Source organism: Streptomonospora sediminis, from assembly GCF_054778995.1.
In genome coordinates this window covers 17,531-32,565 of the sequence record NZ_BAAGYZ010000049.1, presented here as the reverse complement: position 1 = coordinate 32,565, position 15,035 = coordinate 17,531, and the positions used below count along the sequence as shown (strand labels likewise).

Here is a 15,035-nt window from a genome sequence, read left to right as displayed (position 1 = left end):
CCCGCCCCCACCCCCCACCGCCGCCACCACCGCTGTGCGCGCTATCCCGGGCCGGGCAGTAGCCGAATCGTCCCCAAACCCAGCAGTGCGAGTGGATCCAAGTACGTGCGGCCGTGCCGCAGGCCCCAGTGGAGGCACGGGTGCGGGCCGCAGTGGCGGGGCCGGGATGCGAGGGTGGCGACAACCTCGCCTGTTGTGACGCGCCGGCCCTGTTCGACCTGCGGCACGACCGGCAGGTAGGTGGTGCGCAGTGGACCGTGGGCGATGCTGAGGACCCCTGTTCCGGCGACGGTGCCGGCAAAGGCCACCCGGCCGTTTCCGGCGGCGCGGATCTCGGCGCCGGGTTCGGCCAAGAGGTCGGTGCCGCGGTGACCCGGCAGCCAGCGCTCGATCGGGGGGTCGAAGGGGCGCAGGACGTGCGGCTGCCGCGGTAGAGGCGTTCGCCACTCCCGCGCGCCCGCGCCCGCGGCCGCCACCGCCGGCGGGTTCCGCCGCGGTTCGGCCATCGCGGGCGGGTTTGCCAGCGGCGCCGGCAGCGTTGGCGGTACCACCAGCGCCTGCACCACCGGCACCACCAGCGCCACCAGCGCGAGCGCGGCCAGGCGGCGCAGGGCCGGGCCGGCGCGGGCGGGCAGGGCCGACCTGCCCCGGTGAGCGGGGGGCGCAGAGGTGCGGGGGAGCGGGAACAGGCGGCGAAGCTGCATTCCTCCAGCCTGCGGTGACGGCAGCCGGGCCGCCAGCCCGGTTCGCACCCTGTGGACGGCCGGGCGCCGCCGCGAGCGCGCGCCCGCTCCGGCGCGCGGACACGCTCCTGCAGCGGACCCAATCCGACGCGCCGGCCCCGCAACCCGTCAGCCACCGGTCGGTCACCGACCGGCTTGCGGGCGCGTGAGTCGGCGTGTTCCGGTCCTTGACACCGGCGGGCGTCCGTCGGTAGGCACCGGCGCACCGCGATGGCAGCTAGAATTCCATCAGGCTCAACATGAGCCGACCAATACGCACGCCTCACGTGCCTTCCATGCAAGGGGCCGCTCCCACGGTCCGAGCCGCCTGCGGCGGCGCGGCGGAGCGGTCGGGGCGTCAGGAAACAACCGGGGCGGGGCCATCCCGCCACACGAGGAGGACCGAGTCATGGCCACTGTCGTGACCATCCGTCAGCTGCTCGAAAGCGGCGTGCACTTCGGGCACCAGACACGCCGCTGGAACCCGAAGATGAAGCGCTTCATCTTCACCGAGCGCAACGGCATCTACATCATCGACTTGCAGAAGTCGCTGGCCTACATCGACCGCGCCTACGAGTTCGTCAAGGAGACGGTCGCCCACGGCGGCACCATCCTCTTCGTCGGCACCAAGAAGCAGGCGCAGGAGGCCATCGACGAGCAGGCCCGCCGCGTGGGGATGCCGTTCGTCAACCAGCGCTGGCTGGGTGGCATGCTCACCAACTTCTCCACGGTCCACAAGCGGCTTCAGCGCCTGAAGGAGCTTGAGGAGATCGACTTCGACGACGTCGCCGCCTCGGGGCTCACGAAGAAGGAGCTGCTCGGGCTGCGCCGCGAGAAGGAGAAGCTGGAGCGCACGCTCGGCGGTATCCGCGACATGGCCCGCGTGCCCAGCGCGGTGTGGATCGTGGACACCAAGAAGGAGCACATCGCGATCAGCGAGGCCCGCAAGCTGAGCATCCCGGTCGTGGCGATCCTGGACACCAACTGCGACCCCGACGAGGTCGACTACCCGATCCCGGGCAACGACGACGCCATCCGCAGCGTCAGCCTGCTCACCCGCGTGGTCGCCGACGCGGTCGCCGACGGCGTGCTCGCCCGTTCGGGTGCTTCGGCTCCCGCCGGCGCCGAGAAGACCGGCGACGAGCCGCTGCCCGACTGGGAGCGCGAGCTGCTGGAGAAGGGCGAGACCGCCGCCGAGACCCCGGCAGCCGAGGCCGCACCGGAGCAGGCCGCGCCGGCCGAGGCCCCGGCCGCCGCCGAGGAGACCGCGCCGGCTGCGGCCGCTGAGGAAACCCCGGCCGAGGTCCCCGCCGCGTCCGAGGCCCCCGCGGCCGAGGCCGAGGGCTCCAAAGAGGCCTGACGCCGCCCAGGCGATCGCCCGGCCCCCGCGCCCGACCGGCGCGGGGGCCATTCCGGGCCCCGGGGTGCAGGTGCGGCCCCGGGCCCGGTGAGACCCCGTCGAGACCACCGAGGGAATTAGAGAAACAGCTATGGCGAACTACACCGCCGCTGACGTCAAGAAGCTCCGTGACGCGACCGGCGCGGGCATGATGGACTGCAAGAAGGCGCTGGAGGAGAGCGACGGCGACTACGACAAGGCCGTCGAGTTCCTGCGGGTCAAAGGCGCCAAGTCGGTCGGCAAGCGCGCCGAGCGCTCCACCACCAACGGCCTGGTCGTGCTGAAGCAGGACAGCGACACATTCGCCGTGCTGGTCGAGCTCGGCTGCGAGACCGACTTCGTCGCGAAGAACGAGCAGTTCCAGCAGCTGGCCGCCGAGATCGCCGACTTCGTCGCCTCCAGCAGCGCTGAGGACCTCGGCGCGCTCGCCAACAGCGAGTTCGCCGACGGCAAGACCGTGCAGACCGTGATCGAGGAGCGCAGCGCCGTCATCGGCGAGAAGCTGGAACTGCGCCGCTTCGCCCGGTACGAGGGCGCCTACATCGCCAGTTACCTGCACAAGTCCGACCCCGACCTGCCCCCGACCATGGGTGTGCTCGTCGAGCTGGACAAGGCCGACGCCGAGGTGGGCAAGGACGTCGCCCAGCAGATCGCCGCGCTCGCGCCGTCCTACGTCGGCAAGGACGATGTCCCCGACGAGACCGTCGCCGAAGAGCGCCGGATCGCCGAGGCGACCGCCCGCGAGGAAGGCAAGCCGGAGCAGGCCCTGCCCAAGATCATCGAAGGCCGGGTGAACGGCTTCTTCAAGGACGCCACCCTACTCGCCCAGCCCTTCGTGAAGGACAACAAGAAGACGGTCCAGCAGATCGTCGACGAAGCCGGCGTCACCGTGCGCCGCTTCGAGCGCTTCAAAGTCGGCCAGTCCTAGTCGGGTTTGACATGATGGAGGTGTCGGGGTGCGCGCCACCCCGGCACCTTCGGTGGATCAGGCGGGGATCGGACCGGCGGAGGATCGGCCGTCCCGCACCGCAATACCACTCGGGGGAACAGAAGGAGGCCGAGCGCCGTGTCGGATTCCGAAGGCGGTACCGCCGCGGAAGGCCCAGCCATGCACGACTCTGGCTGGAGCCGTGTCGTACTGAAGCTGTCCGGGGAGGCATTCGCGGGCGGTGATGACCTCGGTATCGACGCCGCCGTAGTGGAGTACCTCGCCGAGTCGATCGCCGCAGCCGTTGGCGAAGGCATCGAGGTCGCCGTGGTCGTCGGCGGCGGCAACATGTTCCGCGGCGCGGCGATGTCCGACCGCGGTATGGAACGCGGCCGCGCCGATTACATGGGGATGCTGGGCACCGTCATCAACTGCCTTGCGCTGCAGGACTTCCTGGAGCGCCAGGGTGTCGAGACCCGTGTGCAGACCTCGATCCATATGAGCCAGGTGGCCGAGGCCTACATTCCGCGCCGTGCGGTCCGCCATCTGGAAAAGGGCCGTGTCGTCATCTTCGGAGCGGGCCTGGGCGCGCCGTTCTTCTCGACCGACACCACGGCCGCCCAGCGCTCCCTGGAGATCGGTGCGCAGGCCGTGCTCAAGGGAACCCAGGTCGACGGGGTCTACGACTCCGACCCGCACCGCAATCCCGCCGCGGTCAAGTTCGACCGCCTGGAGTACAACGAGGTGCTGACCCGCGGCCTCAAGGTCATGGACGCCACCGCAGTGAGCCTGTGCATGGACAACGGCCTGCCCATCGTGGTTTTCGATCTGATGGGCAAGGGCAACATCGTCCGCGCGGTGCGGGGCGAGAAGATCGGCACCATCGTGTGCCCGGCCGACCACTGACACCGGTACCGACACTGCCACGGCGCCGACCTCCGACAGCCCGACAACTGGACTGAAGCGACACACGGGAGCCCCAATGACCGAAGAGACCCTCCTCGAAGCAGAGGAGAAGATGGAGAAGGCCGTCGGGGTCGCCAAGGAGGACTTCGCCGCGATCCGCACGGGCCGTCCGGGCCCGGCGACGTTCAACAAGATCACGGCCGAGTACTACGGCGCCCAGACTCCTATCAACCAGCTCGCGTCGTTCTCGGTCCCCGAACCGCGGATGGTGGTCGTATCGCCGTTCGACAAGTCGTCGATGCAGGCGGTTGAGAAGGCCATCCGCGACAGCGACCTCGGGGTGAACCCGGCCAACGACGGCAACGTCATCCGGGTCGTGTTCCCGGACCTGTCCGAGGAGCGCCGCAAGGAGTACGTCAAGGTGGTCCGCAGCAAGGCCGAGGATTCGCGGGTGTCCATCCGCAACATCCGCCGCCACGCCAAGGACTCGTTCGACAAGGCCGTCAAGGCCGGCGACATCGGTGAGGACGAAGGCCACCGGGCGCAGGAAGAGCTTGAAGAGATCACGCACAAGTACGTCGCGGAGATCGATGAGCTGCTGAAGCAAAAGGAATCCGAACTGCTTGAGGTCTAGCTCCTGTGACGTTCATAGAGCCCGGGTCCGAGCAGGACGGCGACCACGGGCGGATCGACCCGCCGCAGCCTGCCGGCCCCGGCGCGGCTGACGGTGCCGGGGCGGTGGGCGACCCCGGCGGTGCGCACCCGCACCAGCACCCGCTGAACGGCGGTTTTCCGTCCGGGGGCGCCGCCTCGGACGGTTCCTCCTCCACTGGTGCCGCCTCCGGCGAGTCACCGGCCAATGGCGGCGCTTCCGACGGATCTTCGGCCGGCGGCCCTCCGTCCGGCGGAGACGGGACACCGTCCGGTCCTGCCGCCGACGGCGGCGCCGAGGGCGACGGCGGTTCCGCCGAGGACTCCCGGCAGCGTTTTGTGCTGCACAAGCCCGATGGCGAACCCGTGCGCACCGGACGCAACCTTCCAGTGGCCATCGCCAGCGGTGTGGCGCTGGGCGCACTGGTCCTGTTATCGATCTACCCCTTCTCGGCCGTTTTCGTGGCCATCACGTCGGCGGCGACGCTCATCTGCCTGCGTGAACTGAGCCGGGTCATGGCGGCCCGGGGCATCCGCCTCGCGCTGTGGCCGCTGGTCGCGGGCGGTGTGGCGATGCAGGTGTGCGCCTACTTCGGCGGGGCGGAGTGGCTGACCGGCGCCACCGCGCTCACGGCCATCGCCGCGCTGTCGTGGCGGTTGCGCGACGGTGCCGACGGATACGTCCGCGATGTCGGCGCGAACCTGCTCACCCTGCTGTACATCCCCTTCCTGCTCGGTACCTGGCTGCTGCTGATCGCCACCCCCGGCGACGGCCAGGAGCGGCTGGTGGCGTTCATCCTCGTCACGATCAGCAGCGACATCGGCGGCTATTTCGCCGGGATCCTCATGGGTCGGCACAAGATGGCGCCCGTGATCAGCCCGAACAAGACGTGGGAGGGCTTCGCCGGCTCGGTGGCGGCCTGCATGCTCGTGGGCGGGCTGACCGTTGCGCTGATGCTGGACGGCCCGGTGTGGGCGGGCGCGGTGCTCGGTGTGGCCATGGTGCTGGCCGCTACCCTCGGCGACCTGATCGAGTCCCTGCTCAAGCGCGACTTGGGCGTCAAGGACATGGGGCGGTTCATGCCCGGCCACGGCGGGCTGCTGGACCGCGTCGACTCGCTGCTGATCGCCGGCCCGGTCGCCTGGGTCGTGCTGAGCCTGCTGGTGCCCTGACCGTTTTGCGCCGCTGAGGGCCGGCCCGGTTCGCGCCGGGCCGGCCGCCGCCCGCCGCCGCGCCCGCCCCATGCGGCCCGCGGCGGGCAGGCGGCGGTGCCCGGTCAGTGAGTGGTGAGTCGGCGCAGGCTCGGGACGCTGAGCGCCGCCAGACAGGCCAGCACGATGAGTACGGCCCCGCCCGTCAGCGCAGGGCGGACACCCACCAGCGCGGCCATCGGTCCGGCCGCGGTCTCGCCGATGGGCAGCGCGACAAAGGACCCCAACGCGTCGTAGGAGTAGACCCGCGCCAGTTTCTCGGGCGGGATGTTCTGCTGCATCGATACCTCCCAGGCGACACCGAACTGCTCCAGCGCCACCCCGGTCAGGAACATCGCGGGCAGCAGGAGCGGCACCGTCGGTGCGTAGCCCAGCGTGACCAGCGGCAGGGCGTCCAGCGCCGTCAGCGATACCCCGAACAGCAGGGCCCGGCGGGGCTGCCGGCGTGCCGCCAGCAGCCCGCCGACCAGGGCGCCCACCGTCTCCGCGGAGAGCACGAGTCCCCACGCGCCGCGCCCGATGGAGGCGTCGGCGATGGCGGGGCCGAGTACCTTGACCCCGCCCGACCAGACCGCGTTGACGACCATGAACTGCAGCACCACGACCCACACCCACGGCCGCGCGGTGAACTCGGTCCATCCTTCGGCGAGTTCGCGCAGCGGGTGGGACCGCACACCTGCGGCGGCCGGTGCGGCCCGCACGAAGTGGAAGGCCGCTCCTGCCGCGGCGAAGACCGCGGCGTTGGCGGCCAGCGACCACCCCGGCCCTGCGACCCCCACCGCCCCGCCGCCGGCCGACATGCCCACGGCCATGCCGAGCATCATCGCCATCCGGGCCAGCGCGTTCGCCTGGCGCAGCAGGTGCGGGGGTACGGTCTGCGGCGTCAGCGAGACGGCGGCGGGCATGCCCACGGCCGCCACCGCGCCGTTGACCACGCTGAGCGCCGCCAGTAGCGGTACGGAGGCGTAGCCGGTCAGCACGCTCGCGGCGATGGCGGCCTGCGACGCCGCCGCCAGCGCGCACGCCCCCTGCAGGATGACCGCGCGCGGCAACCGGTCGGCGAGGACACCGCCGAACAGCGCGAAGACCACCAGCGCCGCCGACCGGGCGCCCAGCACCAGGCCCAGGTGCACCGGCGACCCGGTGAGGTCGAGCACGGCGAAGGCCAGGGCGACGGTTGCCAGCGCGTTGCCGAGGTACATCAGGCCCCGCCCGGCCGCCAACCCGCGGAAATCCCGGTAGCGCAGCGGTGCCCGGATGCCCGGGACCGAGTGGTCCGCGCGCTCCTCGCCGGACGGGTCTGCGCCGGCCTCGGGTCCGCCCGCGGCGCTCACGGGTGCTGCCCGCCGGCGCCGCCTCCGGTGGCGGGTCCGGTTGCGGCTCCGCTCCCGGGACCGGTGGCCGGATCGGGCCCGGCCAGCTCGAACATGACCAGGGTGCTGCTGGTTGGGACCGTTCCGGGGGTGTGCGGGGGCCGGGCGGCGGCGTGCAGCCGCGCGGCGATATCGGCGGCCGCCTCGACCAGCCGCTGCCATTCGCCGGGGTCGATCCACACCTCGGCGTCGGTGAGGTGGCCGGGGTCGTCCGGGCGGCGCCGGGCGGTGCGGCGCTGTAGTTCGGCGGCAAGGGCGGCGGCGACCTGCCGGTGGTCCTGGCCGGTGGCGTCGGGCCTGTTCAGGGCGGCGGGTCCGCTTTCGGGGTCGTGCCGGTAGCGCCGCGCGCGCCCGCCCGAGACGTTCACCTCCTCGGCGATCTCCAGCAGCCCGCCCTCGTGCAGCCGGCGCAGGTGGTAGCTGGTGTTGGCCTGAGTCTCGCCGAGTTCGCGGGCCGCTTCGGCGGCGCTCATCGGGCAGCCGGTGAGCAGGGACAGCAGCCGCAGCCGCAGGGGGTGGGCGAGCAGCCGCAGCCCGGCGAGGCCGGGATCGGCGGGTTCGGTCGTGCCGGTCGGGTCGGGCGGCTGGGGCGGCTGGGGCCGATCGGGCGGTTCTTCCGGGGGCGCAGGCATGGCGATCACCTTAGGTACCCCCGGGGCAACCGTCAAAGAGTTATTTGGCGGTAGTGTTCGGCGGTCGGTGCCGATGCCGGACCGATTGCGCCGACTCCCCTCCCGGAGCGTGCCCGCACTGGCACGCTGGGGGCAGGACCACGCGAGGAGAGTTCATGGAATCCTGGCCGCCCCGCGACACCCTCGGCCGGATCCTGATGGATCTGGCCGGGCTGAAGATCATCGACTACCACAGCACCGAGCACACGCCCGAGGGCCGCGTGCACCGGGTCACGACCGCGCACGGCTACGAGGTGGGCCTGACCGACGCCGATGTCGCCCCGTTCGCCCTGGGCGCCGGTGCGGCGGAGTTCAACCAGACCCACACCTACAACGCGGTCTCCGACCTCATCGACGAGGTCGTTTCGCAGCGCTGGGCGTCGTAGCCGTGCCGCCCGTGCGGGTCGCACGGGCCGGTGCGCTCAGCCCAGGATCCAGCTGCGGCCCTCGGCGGCGAGTTTGTCGATGAGTGTCGCCGAGTCGTGCTCCTTGGCGAAGAGGTGTTCGGGCCGGGTGATCGGGACGATCCACAACCAGGTGACCGGGTCGCCGTGGAAGGTCAGCCCGGAGGTGTCGGGTGGCAGCAGCCCGGAGGTCCCGGTCAACGGTGCGGGGTCGGCCACCAGCAGTACCGCTGCGCTGCTGCCGCGCATGGCGGTGTCCTCGGGATTGTCCAGCCACTTGACGCTGTGCCCGGCGCCGAACCAGGTCACCGCCCGCCAGGGGAACGCCCCGATCCAGCGGAAGATGCGTGCGGCGACGTGGGCCTGGGTGGTGGTGGCCAGCGCCAGTTCGATGCGGGCGTGGGCGGAGGTGTCGGCCATGTAGCGGTCGAGCGTGGGCATGCGCTGGCCGCACATGCCCACCGTGCTGAGCACCGTGTAGGGGCGGTCCTCGGCGGGCGGGCGTTCGGAGACCCGGATCAGCGGCGCGTGGCCGTCGGAGACGTCCCAGTAGTGCCCGGCGGGGCCGACCGTGCGGGTGAGGTGGTTGAACACGGTCCGCTGCACGCTGCGCCAGGCGTTGGGGGCGGCGCGCCAGTCCCAGTAGGCCTCGGCGTGGACCACCCGCGGCCACAGTTGTGCGGCCACCGGGTCCAGCGCCCAGGCGTAGGGGCTGCGGCCGATGGCCTCGCGGGCGTAGCCGGGCAGGCCGCTGTCGGCCTCGGCCCAGCCCGGGATGATCGCCAGCAGGCCGTCGTCGTCGAGGAGCGCGACACCGTCGCCCTCCTCGAACCACACCGCCCGCAGTGCGGACTCGTCGAAGGGGGAGCGGCCCTGCGGGTGCTTGGTCTGCGCGGCCGGCATCAGTGGCGCCTGGCCGCGGTACAGGCCTTCGGGGTCGCTGGACTCCGGCGCCATCTCGTGGTTGGCCAGCCATACCGGCACCCGGATGTCGCCGCGGGCGTCGAGGAGGTAGGCGGCCGTGGTGCGGGAGTCGTGCTCGACGATGACGCGGCGGCTGCGGTAGGGGCTGAACTGGTCGAGGAGGACGCGAGCTCCGGCCACCTGCCCTCCTTGTCGCTGTCGGCGGTTCGTGCCACGGGGTGCGGCGGATGCCGCAGGGGGTGCGGCGGGCCCGCCACCGGACGGCGCCGCGTGAGCGCCGCATAGTATGAACCGTAGTGCCCGACCGGGCAGCGCCGTCGGTACCACGGCTTCCGTCGTGCTTGGCCGTATAGGCCCCTAAAGTACCGTGCATCGCCGGTCCCGTCTCCGGCTGCAGCCCGCCTCCGATCCGCCTTGGACACCCATGCCTGCCGAGCTCACCTTTGCCGCGCCCCGCAGGGCCGCGCCGCCCCGCCATCTCGCCGACCTCAGTCCCGACCAGCGCTCCGGCGCCGTCACCGAGCTCGGCGAGAAACCGTTCCGCGCCAAGCAGATCGCCCAGCACTACTTCGGCCGGCTGGAGTCCGACACCGCCGCCATGACCGATCTGCCCAGCGAGGTCCGCGACCGGCTCGGCGAGGCGCTGCTGCCGCGGCTGCTCACGCCGGTGCGCCATGTCACCTGCGACAACGGGATGACCCGCAAGACACTGTGGCGCGCTTTCGACGGTGTGATGTTCGAGTCCGTGCTGATGCGCTACCCCGACCGCGCCACCCTGTGCGTTTCCTCCCAGGCCGGCTGCGGGATGAACTGCCCGTTCTGCGCCACCGGGCAGAACGGCCTCACCCGCAACCTCTCCACCGGCGAGATCGTGGACCAGGTGGTCTCGGTCGCCCGCGATCTCGCGCGCGGCGATGTCGAGGGCGGGCCCGGGCGCATCAGCAACGTCGTGTTCATGGGGATGGGCGAGCCGCTGGCCAACTACCGGCGCGTGCTCGACTCGGTCCGCCGGATGACCGACCCGGTGCCCGGCGGCATGGGCATGTCCCAGCGCGGTGTCACCGTCTCGACCGTGGGCCTGGTGCCCGCGATCGAGAAACTGATCGCCGAGCGCCTGCAGGTCCGGCTGGCGATCTCGCTGCACGCCCCCGACGACGAGCTGCGCGACGAACTCGTTCCGGTGAACAACCGCTGGAAGGTCGACGAGGTGCTCGACGCCGCGTGGCGCTACGCCGGTACCACCGGCCGCCGCGTCTCCATCGAGTACGCTCTGATCCGCGACATCAACGACCAGGCCTGGCGGGCCGACCTGCTGGGCGAACTGCTCAGGGGACACCTGGTCCACGTCAACCTGATCCCGCTGAACCCGACCCCCGGGTCCAAGTGGACCGCCTCGCGCCCCGAGGACGAGCGCGAGTTCGTGCGCCGCCTCGAATCCCACGGAGTCCCGGTCACCGTCCGCGACACCCGGGGCCAGGAGATCGACGGCGCCTGCGGCCAGCTCGCGGCCGCCGAAAACTAGCCGCCGGAACCGGGCACCGCACCCGGGCCCCCGACCCTTCCGCACCGGCGCGGCCGGACTGCGGTAACCGGAGCAACCCGTGACCGTGTCCGCGTCCGTGACCCAGACCGTGCTGGCGTTTCTCTTCGGGGCTGCTTCGGCACTGGTTCCGGTGCTCAATGTGGAGCTGTACCTGGTGGGTATGGGCACGCTCGGCGGCGGGTTGCTGTTCGCCATGGCGGTGGCGGCCGGAATCGGCCAGACCGTTGCCAAGATCCTGTACTTCTACATAGGACGCGGGGCGCTGAACATCCCCTGGCTCACCCGTCGCGCCGAGACCCCTTCGCGCTGGGCCCAGCGGATCGAGCGGCTGCGCGTCAAGGCCGAGGGGCGGCCGGTGTGGACGGCGGGGCTGGTGGGTTTCAGCTCGCTGACCAGCATCCCGCCGTTCATGTTCGTGGCGGTGCTGGCGGGCACCCTGCGCATGCGGCTGGCGGTGTTCCTCGCGGTGACCTTTGTGACCCGCACGGTGCGCTTTGCCGTGCTGGTCTACGCGCCGGGGTTTGCGCTCTCGGTCCTGTAGAGCGGCCGCTTATCCGGCGGGCCGCGGCGCCTGCAGCGCGGGCCCGCCGGTCCCGCCGTCCCGCCGCCGCTCAGCGGGTGCCCCAGGAGTAGATCTGCTTGCGCAGCTTCAGGTACAGGAACGTCTCGGTGCCGGTGACGGTCGGAACCGCGCGGATGGCGCTGAGCAGCGCCAGCAACTGCTCGTCGTCGGCGGCCACCACCTCGACGAGGATGTCGAAGGACCCGGCGGTGACCACGACGTAGTCGACCCCGTCGAGCTCGCAGATTTCGTCGGCCACGGCGGTGAGGTCGCCGTTGGAGCGCACCCCGATCATGGCCTGGCGGCTGAAGCCCAGCATCATCGGGTCGGTGACTCCGACGACCTGGACGACCCCGGCCTCCAGCAGCCGCTGGACGCGCTGGCGCACGGCCGCCTCCGAAAGGCCCACCGCCTTGCCGATGGCGGCGTAGGAACGCCGACCGTCCTGCTGCAACTGCTCGATGATGCGTTTGGCCGTCGCATCCAGGTGGGCGTTCTTCCGAGCGGCCGGCGCCGTATCAGCGTGGTCGGTCACAGGGTCCTCCGGTTGGCATTAAAGAGTTGAATTTACACCAATACGCTACTGAATCAGCGGGATTCTGGGATCGATCCAACTGATTTAGTGTACTCGGGTGATTGTGTGCTCCTGGGGTGTCGGTGCCGGCGAAACTCAGGACGACAGCCTGCCGCGGACCGAATCCAACGACAGTAGCGCCACATGCAGTGAAAGGCAGGTCTCGACCGAGTCGAGATCGGCCTCCAGCACGTGGGAGATACGGCGCAGCCGCTCGTAGAAGGCGGGCCGCGACAGGTGGGCGTTGGACGCGGCCTGCGCCTTGTTGCGCCCGGCGGCGAGGTAGCCGCGCAACATGTCGGTGAGATCGCTGCCGTGGCGGGCGTCGTAGTCCAGCAGCGGACCCAGCTCCCGCTCGACGTAGGTCTGCAGCCGCTCGTCGTCGCGGAACAGGTGCAGCAGCCCCCGCAGGTGCAGGTCGGGCAGGCGGTAGAAGGCGCGCCCGCCGTCGTCGCCGTGCTGGTGCAGCGCGACGTCGCCCACCTGCCGCGCCTCAAGGAACGACCTGCGCACATCGCGGATGGTCTCGGCGGTGGAGCCCGCAGCCAGCACCGACTGCGTGCCGACCCGCTCGCGGATCCCCTCGGCCAGCCGGTTCAGGTGCTGTTCCAGGGTCCCCCCGGCGGGAACCGCCAGCAGCACACCCACCCGCATGTCGTCGATCGAGCCCACCAGCGCCGTCAGCCGCAGCGCGCGGCAGGCGCGGGCCACCCCCTCGGCGGTATCGGCGAGCCGCGCCTGGGCGGCCAGCCCGGTGCCCGGATCGCGCAGCCGCAGCACCAGCCCGGCCAGCGGACGCCCGGCGAGCGGGACACCCACCGCGCGGGCGCGCACCAGCGCCTCCTCGGGATCGGAGTAGGCGCGGTCGATGATCCCGGCGATGATGGTGCGGTGGGTCTGGCGCTCCAGGCTCTCCTGGTGGCGCTCCAGCAGCCGCCCCAGCGCCAGCGTGGTGGCCGCCCGCTCGATCAGCATGGTCTGGCGGCCGGTGGGCGCCGCCCCCGTGATCAGGATCAGCCGGCCCCAGTCCTGCCCGCGTGCGCCGACCATGGTCACCAGCCAGCCGGTGGGGGAGTCGTGCTGCGTGCGCCCGTTCACCCGCACCCCGCGCGAGCGGGTCTCCCACGACGCCAGCAGCCGGCCCGGGTCCTCGCCGTTGAGGTCGCACACCAGCACCTGGTGGGCGAGGTTCTCCAGCACCACCGGGCAGCCCGAAAGTTCGGCGACCTCCCGCAGTACGCGGGCCGGCCGCGCACCCTCGACCGAAAGCTCGGTGAACACCTCGTGCAGGCGCTCGGACTCGCGCAGCTCCTCAAGCTGCTGATTGACCACGCGGATGTGCACGGCCTCGGTGATCTCGACGAACCGCGCCTCGCGCTCCAGGACGATCACGCAGATGCCGGCCGCCCGCGCCGGGCGCAGGAGCTCGGCGGGCAGCTGCGAACGGTACTTGCGGCCCAACTCAACGGCGATTCCGGCGACCCCCGCCGAAGCGAGGCCGTCGATGTAGCGTTGCAAGGACTCGGGATCGTCGGGCATCGCGATACCGGTCGTGAGCACAAGCTCGCCGCCGCGCAGCAAATGGGCCAGATCGGTGACCTCGGCGATGTGCACCCACCGCACGGCAACGTCGAGCCGGTCGCCGCCGACGACGACGCGCGGGCGCGCACGCTGGACGGCCGGGAATTCGAGCACGTCGGCGAGGGTGGGCAGCACAGCCCCCAGTCTAGAACTGCGCGGACTTCTCAGCCTCGGGTAACACTTTGTCAATCACAGCCGTGCGATACCGACACTGTGGTGCTGGCGGCCCGGCGCCGCCGGGAGTGAGACTGAGGTCATGTCGGAACTGCTCGCTCGCCACCGCGCTGTCATGCCCTCGTGGCTCGCCCTCTACTACGACGCACCCATCGAGATCGCCGGCGGCAAGGGTGTCCGCGTCACCGACGCCGACGGCAACACCTACCTCGACTTCTTCGCCGGCATCCTCACCAACATGCTCGGCTACGACGTGGCCGAGGTCCGCGAAGCCGTGGAACGCCAGATCGCCACCGGCGTCGTGCACACCTCCACCCTGTACCTGCTGCGGGGCCAAGTCGAACTCGCCGAGAAGATCGCCCGGCTCTCCGGGATCCCCGACGCAAAGGTCTTCTTCACCAACTCCGGGACCGAGGCCAACGAGACCGCCCTGCTGCTGGCCACCTGCGCCCGCGGCGGCGATCAGGCACTGGCGCTGCGCAACAGCTACCACGGCCGCTCCTACGGCACGGTCGCCGTCACCGGCAACCGCGGCTGGAAGAATTCCGCGCTGTCGCCGCTGAACGTGCACTACCTGCACGGCACCGACCGCGACGCCCCGGCCTTCCGCGGCATGTCCGACGCCGACTACGTCGACGCCTGCGTGGCCGACCTGCGCGACGTGCTGGCCACCGCCACCGCGGGCGGCGTAGCCTGCCTGATCGCCGAGCCCGTGCAGGGCGTCGGCGGGTTCACCATGCCGCCGCCGGGGCTGTTCGCCGCCTACAAGGAGGTCCTCGACGAGGAGGGCGTGCTGTTCATCTCCGACGAGGTGCAGACCGGGTGGGGGCGCACCGGCACCGGATTCTGGGGCATCAGCGAGCACGGGGTCACCCCCGACGCGATCACGTTCGCCAAGGGCCTGGGCAACGGGTTCGCGGTCGGCGGGGTCGTGGCGCGGGGCGAGTTGATGGACGGCCTGACCGCCAACGGCGTCTCCACCTTCGGCGGCAACCCCGTTGCCATGGCCGCGGCCAACGCCACCCTCGACTATGTGCTCGACCACGACCTGCAGGCCAACGCCGCCCGGCTCGGTCCGATCGTGCTCGACGGGCTGCGCCCGCTCACCCGACTGGACGCGGTGGGCGCGGTGCGCGGCAAGGGCCTGATGTACGCGGTCGACATGGTCGACCCCGGCACCGGCGCGCCCTCGCCCGAACTGGCCGCCGCTGTGCTGGAGGCGGCCCGGCGCCGCGGACTGCTGATCGGCAAGGGCGGGCTGCGCGGCAACGTGCTGCGGGCCGCGCCGCCGCTGACCGTTGCGGAGTCCGACGTGCGCGAGGCCCGCGACATCCTGGTCGAGGCCCTGACCGAGGTCGACGCCCAGGCGCGCTGATCCGCGCACCCGTGCCGCACCTTCCGTGCCGGCCCG

The 15,035-nt window shown here is 71.5% G+C and carries 15 protein-coding genes; 9 read left to right on the top strand and 6 right to left on the bottom strand.

From position 1 onward, the window contains the following. Window positions 1-41: 41 nt before the first annotated feature. Window positions 42-704, bottom strand: a complete 663-nt coding sequence (locus tag ACYVD5_RS11780; protein WP_461001025.1) for a M23 family metallopeptidase — start codon at window positions 702-704, stop codon at window positions 42-44. Window positions 705-1,131: 427 nt separating this feature from the next. On the opposite strand from ACYVD5_RS11780, the gene rpsB reads away from it, so the two are divergent. From rpsB to ACYVD5_RS11755, 5 genes are all read left to right on the top strand, one after another. Then, on the top strand, window positions 1,132-2,082 hold the full coding sequence (gene rpsB / locus ACYVD5_RS11775) for a 30S ribosomal protein S2 (RefSeq protein WP_461001024.1): 951 nt from the start codon (window positions 1,132-1,134) through the stop codon (window positions 2,080-2,082). Between the two features lie 130 nt (window positions 2,083-2,212). Further along, on the top strand, window positions 2,213-3,049 hold the full coding sequence (gene tsf / locus ACYVD5_RS11770; RefSeq protein ID WP_461001023.1) for a translation elongation factor Ts: 837 nt from the start codon (window positions 2,213-2,215) through the stop codon (window positions 3,047-3,049). 180 nt (window positions 3,050-3,229) lie between these two features. Then, window positions 3,230-3,955 (top strand): UMP kinase, encoded by a 726-nt coding sequence (gene pyrH, locus ACYVD5_RS11765; protein WP_461001028.1) that lies wholly within the window; start codon window positions 3,230-3,232, stop codon window positions 3,953-3,955. Between the two features lie 76 nt (window positions 3,956-4,031). Beyond that, complete coding sequence (frr, locus tag ACYVD5_RS11760; protein WP_461001022.1) at window positions 4,032-4,589, top strand: ribosome recycling factor; 558 nt, start codon at window positions 4,032-4,034, stop codon at window positions 4,587-4,589. A gap of 356 nt (window positions 4,590-4,945) precedes the next feature. Next, window positions 4,946-5,779 (top strand): phosphatidate cytidylyltransferase, encoded by an 834-nt coding sequence (locus tag ACYVD5_RS11755; protein ID WP_461001027.1) that lies wholly within the window; start codon window positions 4,946-4,948, stop codon window positions 5,777-5,779. A gap of 104 nt (window positions 5,780-5,883) precedes the next feature. Here the strand turns inward: ACYVD5_RS11755 and ACYVD5_RS11750 are convergent, their stop codons facing one another. Further along, window positions 5,884-7,152, bottom strand: coding sequence for an MFS transporter (locus ACYVD5_RS11750; protein WP_461001021.1), 1,269 nt, complete (start codon window positions 7,150-7,152; stop codon window positions 5,884-5,886). Further along, window positions 7,149-7,823: an ArsR/SmtB family transcription factor gene (locus ACYVD5_RS11745; protein ID WP_461001020.1), complete on the bottom strand. Its 675-nt coding sequence runs from the start codon at window positions 7,821-7,823 to the stop codon at window positions 7,149-7,151. The genes ACYVD5_RS11750 and ACYVD5_RS11745 overlap by 4 nt, the downstream gene beginning before the upstream one ends. Window positions 7,824-7,978: 155 nt before the next feature. On the opposite strand from ACYVD5_RS11745, the gene ACYVD5_RS11740 reads away from it, so the two are divergent. Next, window positions 7,979-8,248: a hypothetical protein gene (locus tag ACYVD5_RS11740; protein WP_461001019.1), complete on the top strand. Its 270-nt coding sequence runs from the start codon at window positions 7,979-7,981 to the stop codon at window positions 8,246-8,248. 36 nt (window positions 8,249-8,284) lie between these two features. Here ACYVD5_RS11740 and ACYVD5_RS11735 read toward each other — a convergent pair whose 3' ends face one another. After that, window positions 8,285-9,370 carry a suppressor of fused domain protein gene (locus ACYVD5_RS11735; protein WP_461001018.1) on the bottom strand — a complete coding sequence of 362 codons (1,086 nt, stop codon included), beginning with the start codon at window positions 9,368-9,370 and terminating at the stop codon, window positions 8,285-8,287. A 244-nt stretch (window positions 9,371-9,614) separates the two neighbouring features. Here ACYVD5_RS11735 and rlmN point away from each other — a divergent pair, with 244 nt between their 5' ends. After that, complete coding sequence (gene rlmN, locus ACYVD5_RS11730) at window positions 9,615-10,712, top strand: dual-specificity RNA methyltransferase RlmN (RefSeq protein ID WP_461001017.1); 1,098 nt, start codon at window positions 9,615-9,617, stop codon at window positions 10,710-10,712. An 85-nt stretch (window positions 10,713-10,797) separates the two neighbouring features. Beyond that, window positions 10,798-11,274: a hypothetical protein gene (locus ACYVD5_RS11725; protein WP_461001016.1), complete on the top strand. Its 477-nt coding sequence runs from the start codon at window positions 10,798-10,800 to the stop codon at window positions 11,272-11,274. 70 nt (window positions 11,275-11,344) lie between these two features. On the opposite strand, the gene ACYVD5_RS11720 is transcribed toward ACYVD5_RS11725, so the two are convergent. Together ACYVD5_RS11720 and ACYVD5_RS11715 are read right to left on the bottom strand one after the other, a co-directional pair. After that, entirely contained in the window at window positions 11,345-11,830 is a 486-nt protein-coding gene (locus tag ACYVD5_RS11720) for an Lrp/AsnC family transcriptional regulator (RefSeq protein ID WP_461001015.1), read from the bottom strand. 135 nt (window positions 11,831-11,965) lie between these two features. Continuing rightward, on the bottom strand, window positions 11,966-13,585 hold the full coding sequence (locus tag ACYVD5_RS11715; protein WP_461001014.1) for a PucR family transcriptional regulator: 1,620 nt from the start codon (window positions 13,583-13,585) through the stop codon (window positions 11,966-11,968). A 121-nt stretch (window positions 13,586-13,706) separates the two neighbouring features. On the opposite strand from ACYVD5_RS11715, the gene ACYVD5_RS11710 reads away from it, so the two are divergent. Next, the gene (locus ACYVD5_RS11710; RefSeq protein WP_461001013.1) at window positions 13,707-14,999 is read left to right on the top strand and encodes an aspartate aminotransferase family protein; all 1,293 of its coding nucleotides are present in this window, start codon (window positions 13,707-13,709) and stop codon (window positions 14,997-14,999) included. Window positions 15,000-15,035: the final 36 nt, after the last annotated feature.

Excerpts from the sequence above, each read along its gene's own strand:
- ACYVD5_RS11780 (WP_461001025.1), bottom strand. The coding sequence starts at position 704 with ATGCAGCTTCGCCGCCTGTTCCCGCTCCCCCGCACCTCTGCGCCCCCC.
- rpsB (WP_461001024.1), top strand. The coding sequence starts at position 1,132 with ATGGCCACTGTCGTGACCATCCGTCAGCTGCTCGAAAGCGGCGTGCAC.
- tsf (WP_461001023.1), top strand. The coding sequence starts at position 2,213 with ATGGCGAACTACACCGCCGCTGACGTCAAGAAGCTCCGTGACGCGACC.
- pyrH (WP_461001028.1), top strand. The coding sequence starts at position 3,230 with ATGCACGACTCTGGCTGGAGCCGTGTCGTACTGAAGCTGTCCGGGGAG.
- frr (WP_461001022.1), top strand. The coding sequence starts at position 4,032 with ATGACCGAAGAGACCCTCCTCGAAGCAGAGGAGAAGATGGAGAAGGCC.
- ACYVD5_RS11745 (WP_461001020.1), bottom strand. The coding sequence starts at position 7,823 with ATGCCTGCGCCCCCGGAAGAACCGCCCGATCGGCCCCAGCCGCCCCAG.
- ACYVD5_RS11740 (WP_461001019.1), top strand. The coding sequence starts at position 7,979 with ATGGAATCCTGGCCGCCCCGCGACACCCTCGGCCGGATCCTGATGGAT.
- rlmN (WP_461001017.1), top strand. The coding sequence starts at position 9,615 with ATGCCTGCCGAGCTCACCTTTGCCGCGCCCCGCAGGGCCGCGCCGCCC.
- ACYVD5_RS11710 (WP_461001013.1), top strand. The coding sequence starts at position 13,707 with ATGTCGGAACTGCTCGCTCGCCACCGCGCTGTCATGCCCTCGTGGCTC.